The following is a 17,278-nucleotide window of genomic DNA, read 5'->3' as shown; positions in this document are numbered from 1 at the left end:
TAAGCGGTTAAGGGTTTGTTCAGCGCAAACTGAACATCAAAACCTGCGCCGCAGGCTAAAGCCATTAAGAGTGGCAGGATCCAGCAAAGCCAGACAACAACCCATCCACACGCGCAGCGCCCCCCCCTCCTCCAATAGCCCGACGTGATCCCCGCCCCACCCCAACACAAGGTACAATCACCGCTTTCCCGCCGTGCCCCCATGCTGCCTTTATGTCCCCCCTTGAACAGTTAGAACACGTCTTCGGCTACCGCGCGTTTCGCGGCATGCAGGGCGAGATCGTGCAGCATCTAACCGATGGGGGCGATGCGCTGGTGCTGATGCCCACCGGGGGCGGCAAATCGTTGTGTTATCAGATTCCGGCACTGTGCCGGCCCGGTTGCGCCGTGGTGGTTTCGCCGCTGATTGCACTGATGCAGGATCAGGTTGATACCCTCAAAGAACTCGGCGTCGCCGCAGCCTTTCTGAATTCCACCCTCGATAGCGAACAAGCCCGCGCAGTCGAACGTGCCTTTGTTAACGGCGAACTCAAACTGCTGTATGTGGCACCCGAGCGTCTGGTTACCGCGTGGTTCAAGAACCTGCTGGCACGCGCGCAGATTTCGCTGTTTGCCATTGACGAAGCGCATTGCGTCTCGCAATGGGGCCATGATTTCCGCCCGGAATATCTAGGCCTGTCGGTACTGGCCGATGAATTTCCTGGCGTGCCGCGCATTGCGCTGACCGCCACCGCCGACCACGCCACGCGCGGCGAAATTGTCACGCGTTTGCGCCTGGAAACCGCGCGCCAGTTTGTCACCAGTTTTGACCGCCCTAACCTGCGCTACGCCATCGTCGAAAAGAAAAACGCGCGCGATCAGCTGCTGACGTTTTTGCGGCGCGAGCACGAAGGCGATGCCGGCATCGTGTACTGCATGTCGCGCAAAAAGGTGGAAGACACGGCCAACTGGCTGCGCGAAAAAGAAATCCGCGCCCTGCCCTACCATGCGGGTCTGGATGCCGCCACGCGCACCAAACACCAGCAGCTGTTTTTGCGCGAAGAAGGCATCGTCATGGTGGCCACCATCGCGTTTGGCATGGGCATCGACAAGCCTGACGTACGCTTTGTGGCGCATCTGGATTTGCCCAAATCCATCGAAAACTATTATCAGGAAACCGGCCGCGCTGGCCGCGACGGCCTGCCAGCCAGCGCCTGGATGGCGTACGGGCTTAATGACGTGATCATGCTTACCGGCATGATCGAGCAAGGCAATAGCGAAGACACCCAGAAGCAACTGGAGCGGCGCAAGCTCGACGCCATGCTGGGCCTGTGCGAAACCACCACCTGCCGTCGCGTTACTTTGTTGGGCTATTTCGGCGAGCAGATCCAGCCTTGTGGCAATTGCGATAACTGCCTGAACCCGCCTGCGCTCACCGATATGACCGAGGCCGCGCAAAAAGCCCTGTCATGCGTGTTTCGCACTGGCAACCGTTTTGGTGTGGGCCATCTGATTGACGTGCTGCAAGGCAAGGTCAACGCCAAAGTGCAGGACTGGAAACACGATCAGCTTTCCACTTTCGGCATCGGCAAAGACGTAGACGAAAGCACCTGGCGCGCCATCTACCGCCAGTTGCTGGCGCAAGGCGCGCTGCAAGTCAGCGCCGATGGCTTTGGCGGCTTGTCGCTCACCGACCAGGCGCGGCCGTTTTTGCGCGGTGAAGCGCAACTGCAGTTGCGCGCCCGCACCGAAAAATTCCGCGTCAAAGAAAAAGACCGCACCGAATTCCTCGAACCCGAAGACAAGATGTTGTGGGCCGCGCTGCGGCGGCGGCGCAAAGAGCTGGCCGACGAGCAGAACGTGCCGGCCTATGTGATCTTTGGCGACGCCACGCTCAAAGAAATGGTGCGCTTGCGCCCGGCTGATCATTACGAGATGGCACGGATCTCGGGCGTAGGCGATCGCAAGCTTGAAAAATACGGCGATGATTTCCTCGCCGTCATCGCCAATCAGACCACCGCATAAACCCCATGACTGCCGCTGACCCGACGGGTTATACCTTCCAGCCCATAGGCTTTCTGCAAACGCCGTTTGCCGACAAATTCGGCATTCCGCGCCAGCCCACCCTCGCCCCGCATGCCACCGGCGTGCTCAAGCTGTTGCCGCCCTACGATCGCGCTGAAGCGGTGCGCGGGCTGGAAGAATTCAGCCATGTCTGGCTGACTTTTGTGTTCCACCAGACCGCTGGCCAATGGAGCCCGACCGTGCGCCCGCCGCGCCTGGGCGGCAATCAGCGCATCGGCGTGTTTGCCTGCCGTTCCCCGTTCCGCCCGAATCCGCTGGGCTTGTCGCTGGTGCAATTGCAGTCGGTGCAGACCGACGCGGGCGTCGTGCTGACGTTCAGTGGCGTTGATCTGGTCGACGGCACGCCCATTCTCGATATCAAGCCGTATATTCCGTACGTCGAAAGCCAACCGGATGCGCGCAGTGGCTTTGTGTCGGGTGAACCGGCGCGTTTGCAGGTGGTCTTTAGCCAGCTGGCCGAGCAACAGTGCCACCAGCTGCAACAGCAATATCCGCAATTACGCGCACTGATCGTCGACGTGCTGACGCAAGACCCGCGTCCGGCCTATGCCGATGATCCGGCGCGACTTTATGGCATCCGCCTGTACACGCTGGATGTCAAATGGCGCTGCGACGGCCAAAGTGCCTTTGTTGAATCTCTGGACTCGTTATGACCTTGTTTGCCCCGCGCCTGTGGTGCGCGCCTTTGCTATTGGCCGCCCTGCTGGCCGCCTGTACCACCGCTAAAACCCCTGTCACGCCTCCGCCGCAGGCAACCGTCGCCCCGCCCATCAAAATCCGTATCGGCCTGGCCCTGGGTGGCGGCGCAGCCAAAGGCTTTGCCCATATCGGCGTGATCAAGATGCTCGAAGTCAACGGCTTTACGCCCGATGTGGTGGCTGGCACCAGCGCGGGCAGCGTGGTGGGCAGCCTGTACGCCAGCGGCATGGGGCCGTATGACTTGCAGACCAGTTCGTTTGCGCTGGATGAAGGCGCCATCCGCGATGTCAGCCTGCTATCCGGCGGCCTGGTCAAAGGCCAGAAACTGCAGGATTACGTCAATCAACTGGTCAAGGGCCGCACGCTGGACAAGCTGAACAAGCCCTTCGCCGCCGTCGCCACCGAACTGGAAACCGGCAAGCGCACGGTGTTTGTGCGTGGCAATACCGGAATGGCGGTACGGGCCTCCAGCAGCATTCCGGGCGTGTTCGAGCCGGTGGTAATCAATGGCAAACACTATGTGGACGGCGGCGTGGTCAGCCCGGTGCCGGTTGATGCCGCGCGTGAGCTCGGCGCTGATGTGGTCATCGCGGTCGATATCTCGGCCAAAGCCAACGGCAAAGCGCCCGGCGGCATGGTCAATATCGTCACCCAATCGATCGCCATCATGGGCCAGACCCTAGGCCAGCAAGAAATGACGCGCGCCGACGTCATCATCCGCCCCAATGTCGGCAAGATCGGCCCGACCGATTTTGATCAGAAGAACATCGCCATCATGGAAGGCGAGCGTGCCGCCTTGGCTGCTTTGCCGGAAATCCGCAAAGCCATCGAAGCCAAACGCGTTGAATTACTGAAGAAACAGCAAGCCAGCAAGCCCTGACGCAGCTGGCGCCCGCAAGCCGCGCGGCTTGCAGCGCGCTGGCTTTGCCCGTACATTAGCGGCCACATAGAACGGCCGTTCTCAATATGGACTTTGCGCAACTCACTCCGGCGGTATCCTCGCGGCTGGCCAAACTGGGCCTGCTGCGTCCGTTCGACCTGGTGTTGCATCTGCCGCTGCGTTATGAAGACGAAACGCAGCTGGTGCCCATCCGCGACGCCCTGTTTGGCGCGCCCTCGCTGGTTGAAGGCGAAGTGCTCAGTTGCGATGTGCAATTCCGCCCGCGCCGCCAGCTGGTAGCGCGCGTGGCCGATGACAGCGGCAAGCTGATTGTGCGGCTGATCCACTTTTATCCCAGCCAGGCCAAGCAACTGGCCGTGGGCAACCGCGTGCGTTTGTATGGTGAAATCCGCCACGGCTTTTGGGGCGACGAAATGGTCCATCCCAAGATCAAAACCGTGGGCGAGAACAACAGCCTGAGCGAGGCGCTCAGCCCGGTGTACCCCACCACCGCGGGGATGGCGCAGCATCAGATCGCCAAGCTGATCCATCAGGCGCTGGCTGCCAGCGACTTGCGCGATACCCTCCCCCCCGAAATCCTCGAACCGCTGGGCCTGCCTGCGTTTGCCCCCAGCGTTAAACTGCTGCACGCCCCCACGCCAGATATTCCGAATATCCAGCTGACCGAGCGCACGCATCCGGCGTGGCAGCGCCTCAAGTTTGATGAGTTGCTGGCGCAGCAGCTCAGCCTGCGCATGGCACGCGCGGTACGGCGCGAAAAAAACGCGCCGCAGATCGCCCCCAAAGGCGAACTGGCGCGCAAGTTGCTGGCCAGTTTGCCCTTCGGCCTGACCGGCGCGCAGCAACGCGTGCTGCTCGAAATTGAACACGACCTGGCACAGCCACATCCGATGCAGCGCTTGCTGCAAGGCGATGTGGGCGCAGGCAAGACCATTGTTGCCGCCTTGGCGGCCTGCCATGCCATCGAGGCCGGTTACCAGGTGGCCTTGCTGGCCCCGACCGAAATTCTGGCCGAGCAGCACTATCGCAAACTGGCGACGTGGCTGGAGCCGCTGAATATCCGGGTGGCGTGGCTGGCGGGCAGTCTTAAAGCCAAGGCCAAACGCGCCGCGCTGGAAGACGCCGCGCTCGGTACTGCGCCCTTGATTGTCGGCACACACGCGCTGTTTCAGAGCCAGGTGGAGTTTGCCAACCTGGGCCTCGCCATCGTGGATGAGCAACATCGCTTTGGCGTCGCGCAGCGACTGGCATTACGCGAAAAAGGCAATGGCCCGCATCAACTGATGATGTCGGCCACGCCGATTCCGCGCACGCTGGCGATGAGCTTCTACGCCGATCTGGACGTCAGCGTCATCGACGAACTGCCGCCGGGCCGTACGCCGATTGTGACCAAGCTGATTTCGGATGCGCGCCGCGATGAAGTCACCGAGCGCATCGCCGCCAAGGTAGAAGAAGGCCGCCAGGTGTATTGGGTGTGCCCGCTGATCGAGGAATCCGAAGCGCTGCAATTGCAGACCGCGGTCGATACCCACGCGCAACTGACCGAAGAATTGAATGGTATTGCCGTGGGCCTGATCCATGGCCGCATGAAGCCGGATGAAAAGGCCGCCGTGATGGATGGCTTTATCAAGAATGAAATCCAGGTGTTGGTGGCCACCACCGTGATTGAAGTGGGCGTGGATGTGCCCAATGCCAGCCTGATGGTGATCGAGCACGCCGAGCGCATGGGCCTGGCGCAATTGCACCAGTTGCGTGGCCGCGTCGGCCGTGGCGCGCACGCGTCTTTGTGCGTGTTGCTGTACAGCACGCCGCTGGGCGACCTGGCCAAATCACGCCTGCGGGTGATTTACGAGAACACCGACGGCTTTGAAATTGCGCGCCAGGACATGGAGTTGCGTGGCCCCGGCGAACTGGCCGGCGTGCGCCAATCGGGCGTGCCGATGCTGCGCTTTGCGGATCTGGAAAAAGACGCCGATCTGCTCGACGTGGCGCGCGAAACCGCCGAGCAGTTGCTGGCCACCCAGCCCGCCATCGCGATTGCCCACCTCGACCGCTGGCTGCCCGGCCGCGAGATGCTGCTCAAGGTTTAACGCAAAGGTGGCGCTGAGGCAGGCGCAAATGGCCCGACAGTCGATACAAAACGACACACGGCAGCGCAAAAGCTGATAACACGCTGACAAACCCGAGTCAGAAGCGTGAATTTTTACTAAAATTGCAACATGATTTCCGCCGCCGCCAACCCGTCCGAAATGACCAGCCTGCTGCAAGCCAGCACGGTGGCGGCCGCGCGCGCGCAACAAAGCAGCGCGACGAGCAGTGCCTCCTCGGGTGCCCCGGCCAGTGCAAACAGCGCTACCCAAGCGACCGGCTCGGCACCATCCGACACCAACAAAGCCAGCGCCAACAGCAGTAGCGCCACCACCGGCAAAACCCCCACGGGCGATCCGCTGAGCAAATCGCAACAAGCCGAGGTCGATCAGCTAGTCAAAATCGATAAGGAAACGCGGGCGCACGAACAAGCGCATCTGGCTGCGGCCGGCGCCTTGGCCACCAGCGGCGCCAATTACAAGATGACCACCGGGCCCGATGGCAAGCAATACGCCAATGGCGGCGATGTGTCGGTCGATGTGAGCCCGGGCCGCACGCCCGAAGAGACCATCCGCAAGGCGCGGATTATTCAGGCCGCGGCGTTAGCGCCGTCGCAACCGTCGGGCCAGGATATCGCCGTGGCCGCGCAGGCGCGCGCGATGGAAGCACAAGCCCAAGCCGAGATCAGCGCGCGCGGCAGCAAAGGCCAGCAAGTGGCGGGTGCTTATCAGCCCAGCGATCAGATCAGCCAGTCGCTATTCAGCGCCAGCGCTTAAGCCCGGCTAACCCAGCCACGCCAGCAACAGCGGCAGCAACAGCGACGTCATCAGCGCATTCAATCCCATCGCCAAACCGGCAAACGCACCCGCTGTACTGGACACCTGCAAGGCGCGCGCGGTGCCGATACCGTGGCCTGCGATGCCGATCGCAAACCCCTGCACCAGCGGGTCGCGTAATTTAAGCGCATTCAATAACGGCACTGCCGCCACTGCGCACAACACGCCAGTCACGATGACAATGCCTGCGGTCAGCGCGGGCAAGCCGCCGTGCTGCGCCGACAGCGCCATCGCAATCGGCGTGGTGACCGACTTGGGCGCCAGCGTGGCCAGCAAGCTGTGATCGAGTCCGAACAAGCGCCCCAGCAACAAAGCCGACGCGATGCCCACCACGCTGCCGATGGCCAAGGCCAGCAACAAAGGCAAAGCAAGTGCGCGCAGCCGATTGATATTGAGATAGAGCGGCACCGCCAGCGCCACCGTGGCTGGGCCCAGCAGAAAATGAATCAGCCGCACGTGGCTAAAGTAATCGGCATAGGGCTCGCGCAACGCCCATAGCGCCGTCATTACCAACGCGATGCCCAGCAGCACCGGATTGCAGATGGCGCGGCGGCCCGAACGTACATACAGCCAGTCGGCCAGCAGCCATGCCAGCACGGTGAGCGCCAACCAGGTGGCGGCTTGTGCCTGCAACGTGGTCCAGACGGCGTTCATGCGCCACTCCGGAAACGGCGGCGCAACAGCCAGTGCAGCACCCATGCGGTGACCAGTAGCGTAATCAGGGTCGACAAGGCAACCACGACGGCCAGCGCGAGGCCGTGCTGTTGCAACACGCCGCCCAGCACCAGCAAACCCGCACCGGCCGGCAGAAAAAATAATCCGAGATAACTGAGCAGACTGGTCGCGGTTTTGGCGACGCGTTCATCCACGCGGCGGCGCGCCATGCTCCAGAGCAGTAAAAGCAACATGCCCGACACAGGGCCGGGCATGGGGAGATGCAATGCAGCGCTGACGGCTTCGCCCGCCACCAGAAAGCTCAGCAGCACTGCGATGCCGTACAACACGGCGCGTCAGGCCGCTTGCGCTTCGGAGCCGCTGGCAGCGGCTTCTTCCGCGCGACGGCGCGCGGCGTCAGCACGCCGATCCAGCGCAGCTTTGCCGGCCACCAGAAAGCCCAAGCCAATAAACGCGCCCGGCGGCAGCACCACAAACAAAAATTGATAGTTGAGATCAGCCGGCACCAGATGCAGCACCCAGCCTTTGGCCGCTGCGCCAAATACCAGATCGACGCCGCTAAACAGCGTGCCCTTGCCGATGATTTCGCGCAGACCGCCCAGCACCGCCAATACCACGGTGCCACCGATGCCCATCATGAAACCATCGAGCGTGGATTGCGCCACGCCGTTCTTGGAGGCAAATGCTTCCGAGCGCGCCAGCACAATGCAGTTGGTAACGATCAGCGGAATAAAGATACCCAGCACGTTGTACAGCGCGTGTAGATAGGCGTTCATGGCCAGATCGAGGATGGTGACGGCGGCCGCGATGATCAGGATAAACACCGGGTTGCGTAATTCATTCGGCACAAACGAACGCAGCAGCGCCACGCAGCCACCGCTACACGCCATCACCAGCGCGGTAGCCAGGCCCAGGCTGGTGCCGTTGACCAAGGTGGTGGTCATTGCCAGCGTCGGGCACATGCCAAGGATTTGCACTACGGTCGGATTCTGTTTCCAGACCGCGTTATGGCTAATGGTGCGGACTTCGCTTTGCGTAATCATGCGGCTTCTCCAAATACCTGCGCCTTGTGCGCCGAGACATACACCAGTACCTTGCTCACGGCCTTGACCACGGCGCGCGGGCTGATGGTGGCGCCAGCGTTGCTATCAAACACCCCGCCGTCTTTTTTTACTTTCCAGCCATCCAGCTTGGGGCTGCCCAGCGATTTGCCAGTAAATTGCTCGCTCCAGGTTGACTTGGCGGCATCGATATAATCGCCCAGGCCCGGCGTTTCTTTGTGTTGCACCACGCGCACACCCAGTACGCGGCCATCCGGCGCTATGCCTACCAGCAGCTTGATCTTGCCCGCGTAGCCATCGGGCGCGGTGGTTTCGACCACGGCACCGGTTTCTTTGCCCGCATGTTTGGCCAGATAGATCGACGACGGTTCATCGTTGCCCAGCGTGCGCGCATCGGCCAGGCTGAGCGTCAATTTATCGGCGAGCAGATTGTTATCGTAGCTGCCTGCGGGCAATACCTGCGCAATCAAGGCGCGCTCGGCATCGGCCGTATTTTTATCGACGATGGATTTGGTGGCGGCATACGTGCCCGCCATCAACGCGGTAAACAGCGTGGTAAACACCAGCAAAGTCAGCGCACCGCGTACGCCGTTGGCCACCATGCTTTTCATGCTTTGGCTCCGGCTTTTTTACGATTCTTGTGCCCGAATACTGCGGGCTGCGTGTATTGATCAATAAACGGTGCGGCCAGATTCAGAATCAGCACAGCAAACGCCACGCCATCCGGATAACCGCCAAATACACGAATCAGATAAGTGAGCAGGCCAATCAGCCCGGCAAAAATAATGCGACCCAACGGCGTGGTCGGGCTGGTCACCGGGTCGGTAACGATAAAAAACGCACCCAGCATCGCCGCGCCACTAAACCAATGGAACAAGGGACTGGTGTAATGCTGCGGGTCCACCAGCCAGAAAATGCCCGCCATACCGCCCAATACCGCGAGGAACGTGACCGGCACAATCCACGGAATCAGCTTTTGTTGCAGCAGATATAAACCGCCGAGCAAATACGCCGCGGTAATCCATTCGGTGCCGATGCCACCGATGCCGCCAAATAATTTCTCGTGCAGGATGGTCAGCATATTGGTGTGCTGCATCAGCTGCGTTTTAACCGTATCCAGCGGCGTGGCCGAAGCGACTGCATCAAAGTTAAGGCCAGCCGGCAAATGGCCGGTAAAGATCCATTGCAATTGCGCGGCGGCATCCAGGCTTTGCGGCGCCAGGCCTAACGGGGCAGCCCAATGCGACATTTGCGCCGGGAAAGACACAATCATGATGGCAAAGCCGACCATGGCCGGATTAAACGTGTTCTGGCCCAAGCCGCCATACATATGTTTGGCCAGCGCAATCGACATGATCGCCGCCAGCGTAATCATCCACCACGGCGCCAGCGGCGGAAACGACAGCGCCATCAGCCAGGCCGTCACAATGGCCGAGCCATCGGTCACAAACGGCTTGATCGGATAATTGCGCAAACGCAGGCAGAACGCCTCGGTGGCCAGCGCCGCTACGGTGGCCAGGCCGATTTGCACCAGCACGCCCACGCCAAAGAAATAGGTATAGGTGGCAATGCCCGGGATCAGCGCGGCGGCCACCTTGAGCATGACCACCTGCAGTGGCGTCGGTTTGATAAAGAACGGTGATGTCGTCATTGTTTTTTCTTGGTTGTGCGGTAACCGCATGCGGCCCGGGCTGGATTAAAGCGCAGGCCGCACCCAGTGTTATTTGCCTTGTTGTTGCTGCGCAGCCTGCTCGGCTTTTTTGGCGGCGGCACGCTCCATCGCGGCGGCAATCTTGGCTTTTTTCTCGGCCTCTTTCGCCGCTTTTTCTTCCGGACTCATGGCTTCGGCAGCGGCTTTTTCCGCGGCGCGTTTTTCCATGGCGGCGCGGATACGCTCGGCTTTTTCGGGGTCCAGCGCGGGCGCGGCCGATTCGACAGCTTGCGGCGCTTCATTGCTGGTGGGTGCGATGACGGCCTGGCCCATCGGCACGCTCACGGCATCCGGATCAATCGGCGTAACGCTGTCGCTGGCGGTTTGCGCGGCGGCGGCTTCTACCTTTTTAGCGGCGGCGCGTTCCATCGCGGCTTTGATCTTGGCGGCGCGCTCGGCATCGGCGGCTTCTGCCACATTGCCGCCGCTGGCCTCGGTGCGCGCTGCGGCTTTGGCGGCGGCGCGCTCGGCTTTCTCGCGCTTTTCACGCTCTTCGCGGAACTGGCGGAATTCGTGGCGTTCACGCGCCTGGTCGGCGGCTTTTTTGGCTTTTTCTGCGGCCCAGATTTCGGACTTGGAAAAGCGGAAATAATCGACCAGCTGAATATTGGACGGGCACACATAGGCGCAGGCGCCGCATTCAATGCAATCAAACAGATTGCGTTCTTGTGCCTTGCCAAAATTCTTGCTTTTGCCAAACCAGTACAAATCCATCGGCTGCAATTCGGCCGGGCAGGCATCGGCACATTTGCCGCAACGAATACACGGCATTTCCACCGGCTTTTCGGGGAACAACGCGCCGTTTTTGGCAATGATGCAGTTACCGGCTTTAGACAAACCCAGCGAGGTACCTGGCAATTCAAAGCCCATCATCGGGCCGCCGTAGATATACGCTTGCGAGCCCGGCTTATCACCGGCAAAAGCCAACAGATCAGCAATCGGCGTACCAATCAGCGCATCGACGTTACCGGGGCGTTGCACATTGCCGGTAATGGTCACCACGCGGCTGATTACCGGTTCGGCGTGTTCGAGTGCGCGATAAATCGTGTAAATGGTCGCGACGTTAAAACATTGCACGCCCAGATCGGTGGAGCGCACGCCGGACGGCACTTCAATATTGGTCAGCAATTTAATCAATTGCTTGGCGCCCCCGGACGGATACAGCGTGGGCACCACCACCACATCGGCCGGAAAATTAATGGCGGCGTTTTTGAGCGCTTCGCGCATTGCCTGAGCGGCTTGCGGCTTGTTGTCTTCAATGCCCACCAGCACCTGGCGCGCTTGCAGCAAGTGCTGCACGATCTTGATGCCTTCCACCACTTGCGCCGCGCGTTCGCGCATCAGCAAGTCATCGCAAGTGATATACGGTTCGCATTCGGCGGCGTTAATCACCAGGGTATCGAGGCCATCACGTGCGCCGCCGATTTTTAAATGCGAGGGGAACACCGCGCCGCCCAGGCCGACCACGCCCATATCGCGCAAATAATCGCGAATGATGCGGCCTTCGGCGTTGCGCCAGTCAAAACGATTGCGCTCTATCCAGCGATCTTGTCCATCGCTTTCGATGGTGACGCAATGCTCGGGCAGGCCGGACGGGTGTGGCACCAGCGTCGGGCCGACGGCCACTACACGCCCGGAGGTGGGCGCATGTACGGCGGCAGAAACCGTACCGTCCGCTTCGGCAATCATCTGGCCTTTGAGCACGGTATCGCCCACCGCCACCAGCGCCTTGGCGATATTGCCGATGCTCTGATGCAACGGCACCACCAGCTGGCGCGGCACAGGCATTGCGGCGATCGGGGTTTGCGACGATTCGTCTTTGTGTTCAGGCGGATGCACGCCGCCATGAAACGGGAAAATCACTTTGCTGACTTCGGCACGCGCGTTCATGCGGCCACCTTGACGGGCGTGAGCGGAATGACGGGATAACGCCATTTCCAGCTGGTTACGGTTTCGCCCACCGGCACGATATCAATGCAATCCACCGGGCACGGCGCCACGCACAATTCGCAGCCGGTGCATTCGCTGGATACCACGGTATGCACGTGCTTGGCCGCGCCGACGATGGCATCCACCGGACAGGCCTGCACGCACAAGGTGCAACCGATGCAAATGGATTCATCCACCACCGCCAATGACTTGGGCTTTTCTTCGCCGTTTTCAGCATTGAGCGGTTTGAATTCTTTGCCGAGCAAATCCGCCAGTTTGCGGATGCCGTCTTCGCCGCCAGGTGGGCAGCGATTGATATCGGCCTCATCGCCCGCAATCGCGGTGGCATACGGTTTGCAACCGGGAAAACCGCATTGACCGCATTGGGTCTGCGGCAGAATGGCGTCGATCTTGTCGACCAATGGATCTTCATCGACTTTGTAGCGGATGGCCGCCCAGCCGAGTACGGCGCCCAGCAATAACGCCAGGGCCGCCATGATTCCTAAAGCAAGTACAAACGCAAGCAACATGGGTAATCCGTTATTTCACAAGACCGGAAAAGCCCATGAACGCCAGGCTCATCAAGCCTGCGGTCATAAAGGCAATCGGCGTGCCCTTAAACGGGGCCGGGATATCCGCGCCATCCAGCCGTTCGCGGATTGCAGCAAACAGGATCAGGATCAGGCTGAAACCAAACGACGAGCCAAAACCGAATACCAGCGATTCAGTAAAGCTGTGCTTTTGCACCGAATTGATCAGCGGCACGCCCAGCACGGCGCAATTGGTGGTGATCAGCGGCAGATAAATACCCAGCACCTGATACAGCACCGGGCTGGTTTTATGGATGAACATTTCGGTGAATTGCACGATGGCGGCAATCACCACAATAAAAGACAGCGTGCGCAGATATTCGACATGCCACGCCACCAGCAGCTGATCAATCAGCCAGGACGAGCCCGAGCCCAGCGTCAGCACAAATGCCGTCGCGATGCCCATGCCGATGGACGCCTCGAGTTTTTTGGACACGCCCATAAACGGGCACAAGCCCAGGATGCGCACCAGCACCACGTTGTTGACCAGCACGGCACCGATCAAAAGCAACAGATAGTGATTCAATTCCATTGAGAACCGGTCTCTATATTCATGAAATTACAAGTTTGAGCGGCGGATTATCCAACCGCTGCATATACGTGGCAAGCGATATGTGCAGCTATTCATATAACCGATATGACATATCGAATAGTCCGAATAACACACATTAATCAAAAGGTTAGCGATGGTACTGCGCCACCCCGCCGCCTTGTCTGGTAATAGTTCTAATAACGCATTGCCGCAATGGCTTCAGCGCATTCCTCAACCAGGTTGGGGCCTTTATAAATCAGCCCGCTATAGAGCTGGACCAGCGTAGCGCCGGCGTGGATTTTTTCGACCGCATCATCACCACTTTCAATACCGCCCACACCAATAATCGGCACTTCGCCCTTGAGCGCGGCCGCCAGATCACGGATGACCGAAGTTGATTTGGCCCGCACCGGCGCGCCCGACAAACCACCGGCTTCCGCACCATGCTTGTGGTGCTCAACGCCCACGCGCGACAGCGTGGTGTTGGTGGCAATCACCGCATCGATCTGATGCTTGACCAGCCGATCTGCCACTTCCTGGATTTGATGTGCGTCGAGGTCCGGCGCAATCTTCAGCGCCAGCGGCACATAGCGGCCGTGTTTGTCAGCCAGCATTTCCTGCTTGAGCTTGAGCGTTGCCAGCAGATTCGACAATTCATCGGCCTGCTGCAACTGGCGCAGGTTTTTGGTGTTGGGCGACGAGATATTTACCGTCACATAGCTGGCGTATTCGTAAACCTTGTCCAGACAGATCAGGTAATCATCCACCGCGTTCTCGATCGGCGTATCAAAGTTCTTGCCGATATTGATGCCGAGCACGCCTTTGTAATTGGACTTGCGCACGTTTTCGATCAGCGCGTCCACGCCCTCATTATTGAAGCCCATACGGTTGATGATGGCGTGCGAATCAATCAGCCGGAACATGCGTGGTTTGGGATTGCCTGGCTGCGGCCGCGGCGTGATGGTGCCGATTTCAATAAAGCCAAAACCCAGATCGGCCAGCGCATCGATATGGTCGCCATTCTTGTCCAGCCCTGCCGCCAGACCGACCGGATTAGGAAAGCGCAATCCCATCATCTCGGTCGGACATTCCACCGGCGCTGGCAATACCGTGCGCAATACGCCCAGATCGTGCGCAAAGTCGAGCGAGCCCAAAGTCACGCCGTGCGCGGTTTCGGGCTTGAGCATAAAGAGCAAAGGTCGTACGAGAGGATAAGGCATCGGTTTGGCAATCGGGTCCGGCTGGGTCAACAAACAAACAAGCAAACAACGCTCGGGGCGAGGGATTACGGATGACGTTTTACGGCAGCGTCATAGGTGTTCTGCATCAGCGTAGCCACGGTCATCAGGCCCACCCCACCCGGCACCGGCGTGATCCATGCGGCGTTTTCGCTGGCGGCATCGAACTCGACATCGCCACACAGCTTGCCGTTTTCCAGGCGGTTGATGCCCACATCAATCACGATGGCGCCCGGCTTGATCCACGCGCCCTTCACAAAATTGGGGATGCCCACACCAGCCACCACGACGTCGGCGTTGCGGACTTTTTGTTCCAGATCACGCGTCTTGCTATGGCAAACCGTGACGGTGGCGCGCGCCAGCAGCAATTCCAGCGCTTGCGGGCGGCCGACAATATTGGAGGCCCCCACCACCACCGCATCTTTGCCCACCAGATCAATGCCGGTTCTTTCCAGCAAGGTCATTACGCCGCGCGGAGTGCATGGCCGTAGCAGCGGCATCTTGAGCGCCAGACGCCCGATGTTGTAGGGATGAAAGCCGTCGACATCCTTGTTGGGGTCGATCAGCTCGATGATTTTTTCTGCATTGATATGCGCGGGCAAAGGCAACTGCACCAGGATGCCATCGACCGTGTCATCTGCATTCAGTTGTTGCACCAGCGCCACCAGATCAGCCTCGGTGGTTTCGGCAGGCAGATCATGCGCAATCGAGGTAATGCCCGCGTTAATACACTGACGCTTTTTATTGCCCACATAAACCTGCGACGCCGGGTCGCTGCCCACCAGCACCACCGCCAGGGCTGGCGCGCGCTTGCCACTGGCCACGCGCGCATCCACTTGCGCACGCACTTGCTGGATGATGTCTTGCGAAATGACCTTGCCATCGAGAATTTGTGCGGGCATGCGGCAGCTCCGTAAATGCGGGTTCAGATAATGGCCGCCATTCTCGCATTTTTAGACCCCAAGGCTCAATCTCGGGGTTGACGGTGTGCGGACTCATCGCTATAGTCTCGGTCTCTTCGGGGCGTAGCGCAGTCTGGTAGCGCATCTGGTTTGGGACCAGAGGGTCGTGAGTTCGAATCCCACCGCCCCGACCCGTATTAAAGTGTGTGCACTGGCACGCAACATGTAGCCTGCTTCAAGAACGGGTGCCCGTAGCTCAACTGGATAGAGCAACGGCCTTCTAAGCCGTAGGTTACAGGTTCGATTCCTGTCGGGTGCGCCACATTCGCGGTGTAACAACCGGCGAACAAGCAAGTTTCAGGATGAATGCTCCAGCATTGGTCCAACCGTTTTGTGGTGGCTGTAGCTCAGTTGGTAGAGTCCAGGATTGTGATTCCTGTCGTCGTGGGTTCGAGTCCCATCAGCCACCCCAGTAGTACGCAAAAAGCCCACTCTCCGGAGTGGGCTTTTTGTTTTGCCATGTGCTTCATCCGCCTTGCTCCGCGATTAACTGATCTGCCGTAATGTGCTGCTTGAAGATCAGCACATCAAAATCGCGCGCGGGTAGCACCGCTTCATATTGCCGATTGATCGCCTCAGCGCTGGAATCCAGCGGCACCATGCGCATTTTCAGCGGGCTGTTCAACACAGACGTGGCTGGCGGCGTTGGCAAGGCGTGCATCGACAAGGCATAAAAAGCCGATGGCCCGCGCCGCAGATAGGCTGATAGCGATTCTTCATAGGCAGGGCCGAAAGCATAAGTGCTCCAGCCGGCTGCATCAGTGTCGTGCTCCAGCGCCAACAGCGAACCGTCGTCATAGACCGTCCCGATAGCCAGATAGCGTTGGCCCAAGGCACGCCGCAATCGTGTGCCGAGCATTGGACCCGCATAAAAATCGGTCGTCATCGAGATATGCGCCGCATGTGTCAGCAGCGCGATGGCTTGCTGGCCGAACTCGCTCAGCGTCAGCACCTGCTGCTGCATAAACGTCTCGCGCGCCGCGAGCGCCTCGTCCAATGGCAATGCAAACACCGTCGCCGCGGCGATGCGCGCGCAGAGCAGCAGATACGCGGTTTGCCATGCCTGCGCGGAAGTGCGCGCGCTCCACTGCGCCCGCTGTGCCAGGAATTCGCGCTGCAGCGCCCGGCCCGCGCTCACCCACCCCGCCCAGTGCGCAACCGGAAAATCGGGATCGCGCAAGCGGTGCTCGATTTCGTCCGCAGCCGTGTCCGACAGCAGCATGGCCGCGTCCGCCTGCAAGCGCCCGCCCGCTTGCGCGAGAAACGCCGCCATGATTCGGGACTCGGCAGCGCTGGGATGAATGTCGATACCCAGCAGCTGGATGCGGTCCGCTGCAGTGGTGACCAGGTTATGCGCACGGATGGCGCGTAAAAAATCTCGACCGCCTTGCATATGCCACATCGGAACCGAGAAGTCGCGAAACACCTCATCCAGCTCTGCCAGTTGCCCGTTAACGTAGCGGTCCATTTGCAAACCCGCATAGAACGGCACTTCAAGCGCAATGCGGCGCAAGCCCAAGCTGGCATTAAGCGCCAATACCAGTTCGCGGCGTATTTCCCAGAAATCTCTCGCCCCGTGCGTCGCCTCGCCGATTCCGATTACGGTTTTGCCCTGCGCCCAATCCACCACGGGCGACCAGTCATGATGCTGCAACGGCACGGCATGGGTTTTTAGAAATTCCTTCCAATCCCTGTCCAGCGAATCACGCGCGGCATCATTCATGTGCATGGTTTTATTCAAGTCATAGTGCGCGGCACTGCCGTCCCAGCTCGACACAATAATCTGATAGTCACCCGTCGCCGGCACCCGCTTACGCTGAATACGCCATCGATCCTCAAACAGCCCATTGATTGCGGGCGCCTCTTCCTGGCCGTCCGGACCGTACAGGTTTAAACGCACATATTTATTGGCACTTTCAACTTTCCATTCGACCAGCGCACCCGCAGTCAGAGGTACGCGATAGCAATGCGCGGCCGCAGGCTGCAATTCCAT

At 59.9% G+C, this 17,278-nt stretch carries 16 protein-coding genes and 3 tRNA genes; 8 read left to right on the top strand and 11 right to left on the bottom strand.

The window, feature by feature from the left end:
• The first annotated feature begins 212 nt into the window (after positions 1 to 212).
• The 5 genes from recQ (at position 213) to ACYQ1A_RS19560 (ending at position 6,527) form a co-directional block, all read left to right on the top strand.
• Positions 213 to 2,003, top strand: a complete 1,791-nt coding sequence (gene recQ, locus ACYQ1A_RS19580; protein WP_499364886.1) for a DNA helicase RecQ — start codon at positions 213 to 215, stop codon at positions 2,001 to 2,003.
• Between the two features lie 5 nt (positions 2,004 to 2,008).
• Positions 2,009 to 2,716, top strand: coding sequence for a tRNA (N6-threonylcarbamoyladenosine(37)-N6)-methyltransferase TrmO (tsaA, locus tag ACYQ1A_RS19575; protein WP_062224967.1), 708 nt, complete (start codon positions 2,009 to 2,011; stop codon positions 2,714 to 2,716).
• Positions 2,713 to 3,642 carry a patatin-like phospholipase family protein gene (locus ACYQ1A_RS19570; RefSeq protein WP_062224966.1) on the top strand — a complete coding sequence of 310 codons (930 nt, stop codon included), beginning with the start codon at positions 2,713 to 2,715 and terminating at the stop codon, positions 3,640 to 3,642. The genes tsaA and ACYQ1A_RS19570 overlap by 4 nt, the downstream gene beginning before the upstream one ends.
• Before the next feature lie 86 nt (positions 3,643 to 3,728).
• Entirely contained in the window at positions 3,729 to 5,753 is a 2,025-nt protein-coding gene (gene recG / locus ACYQ1A_RS19565; RefSeq protein ID WP_499364882.1) for an ATP-dependent DNA helicase RecG, read from the top strand.
• Between the two features lie 129 nt (positions 5,754 to 5,882).
• Positions 5,883 to 6,527 (top strand): putative metalloprotease CJM1_0395 family protein, encoded by a 645-nt coding sequence (locus ACYQ1A_RS19560; RefSeq protein WP_499364880.1) that lies wholly within the window; start codon positions 5,883 to 5,885, stop codon positions 6,525 to 6,527.
• A gap of 6 nt (positions 6,528 to 6,533) precedes the next feature.
• Here ACYQ1A_RS19560 and ACYQ1A_RS19555 read toward each other — a convergent pair whose 3' ends face one another.
• From ACYQ1A_RS19555 to folD, 10 genes are all read right to left on the bottom strand, one after another.
• Positions 6,534 to 7,241, bottom strand: a complete 708-nt coding sequence (locus ACYQ1A_RS19555; protein ID WP_499364878.1) for an LrgB family protein — start codon at positions 7,239 to 7,241, stop codon at positions 6,534 to 6,536.
• Positions 7,238 to 7,591: a CidA/LrgA family protein gene (locus ACYQ1A_RS19550; RefSeq protein WP_499364875.1), complete on the bottom strand. Its 354-nt coding sequence runs from the start codon at positions 7,589 to 7,591 to the stop codon at positions 7,238 to 7,240. Before ACYQ1A_RS19550 ends, ACYQ1A_RS19555 begins: the two co-directional genes overlap by 4 nt.
• Before the next feature lie 6 nt (positions 7,592 to 7,597).
• Complete coding sequence (locus tag ACYQ1A_RS19545) at positions 7,598 to 8,305, bottom strand: electron transport complex subunit E (protein WP_499364871.1); 708 nt, start codon at positions 8,303 to 8,305, stop codon at positions 7,598 to 7,600.
• Complete coding sequence (rsxG, locus tag ACYQ1A_RS19540) at positions 8,302 to 8,934, bottom strand: electron transport complex subunit RsxG (RefSeq protein ID WP_499364866.1); 633 nt, start codon at positions 8,932 to 8,934, stop codon at positions 8,302 to 8,304. The genes ACYQ1A_RS19545 and rsxG overlap by 4 nt, the downstream gene beginning before the upstream one ends.
• Positions 8,931 to 9,974 (bottom strand): RnfABCDGE type electron transport complex subunit D, encoded by a 1,044-nt coding sequence (locus ACYQ1A_RS19535; protein WP_499364861.1) that lies wholly within the window; start codon positions 9,972 to 9,974, stop codon positions 8,931 to 8,933. The genes rsxG and ACYQ1A_RS19535 overlap by 4 nt, the downstream gene beginning before the upstream one ends.
• A gap of 69 nt (positions 9,975 to 10,043) precedes the next feature.
• Positions 10,044 to 11,924 (bottom strand): electron transport complex subunit RsxC, encoded by a 1,881-nt coding sequence (gene rsxC, locus ACYQ1A_RS19530; RefSeq protein WP_499364859.1) that lies wholly within the window; start codon positions 11,922 to 11,924, stop codon positions 10,044 to 10,046.
• Positions 11,921 to 12,493, bottom strand: coding sequence for an electron transport complex subunit RsxB (gene rsxB / locus ACYQ1A_RS19525; protein WP_499364854.1), 573 nt, complete (start codon positions 12,491 to 12,493; stop codon positions 11,921 to 11,923). Before rsxB ends, rsxC begins: the two co-directional genes overlap by 4 nt.
• 10 nt (positions 12,494 to 12,503) lie before the next feature.
• The gene (rsxA, locus tag ACYQ1A_RS19520) at positions 12,504 to 13,085 is read right to left on the bottom strand and encodes an electron transport complex subunit RsxA (RefSeq protein WP_053937652.1); all 582 of its coding nucleotides are present in this window, start codon (positions 13,083 to 13,085) and stop codon (positions 12,504 to 12,506) included.
• A gap of 194 nt (positions 13,086 to 13,279) precedes the next feature.
• Entirely contained in the window at positions 13,280 to 14,305 is a 1,026-nt protein-coding gene (locus ACYQ1A_RS19515; RefSeq protein ID WP_499364844.1) for a quinone-dependent dihydroorotate dehydrogenase, read from the bottom strand.
• Between the two features lie 65 nt (positions 14,306 to 14,370).
• Complete coding sequence (folD, locus tag ACYQ1A_RS19510) at positions 14,371 to 15,225, bottom strand: bifunctional methylenetetrahydrofolate dehydrogenase/methenyltetrahydrofolate cyclohydrolase FolD (RefSeq protein WP_499364840.1); 855 nt, start codon at positions 15,223 to 15,225, stop codon at positions 14,371 to 14,373.
• Between the two features lie 117 nt (positions 15,226 to 15,342).
• Here folD and ACYQ1A_RS19505 point away from each other — a divergent pair.
• The 3 genes from ACYQ1A_RS19505 (at position 15,343) to ACYQ1A_RS19495 (ending at position 15,697) form a co-directional block, all read left to right on the top strand.
• Positions 15,343 to 15,416, top strand: a tRNA-Pro gene (locus ACYQ1A_RS19505).
• Positions 15,417 to 15,470: 54 nt separating this feature from the next.
• Positions 15,471 to 15,547 (top strand) — tRNA-Arg (locus ACYQ1A_RS19500).
• 74 nt (positions 15,548 to 15,621) lie between these two features.
• Positions 15,622 to 15,697 (top strand) — tRNA-His (locus tag ACYQ1A_RS19495).
• Between the two features lie 54 nt (positions 15,698 to 15,751).
• On the opposite strand, the gene ACYQ1A_RS19490 is transcribed toward ACYQ1A_RS19495, so the two are convergent.
• A complete protein-coding gene (locus ACYQ1A_RS19490) occupies positions 15,752 to 17,278 on the bottom strand; it encodes an erythromycin esterase family protein (protein WP_499364838.1) in 1,527 nt (508 codons plus the stop codon).

This window comes from Silvimonas sp. JCM 19000, assembly GCF_054652575.1.
Note: the sequence above shows the minus strand (reverse complement) of the source record. Positions and strands in the feature narration are given on the sequence as shown.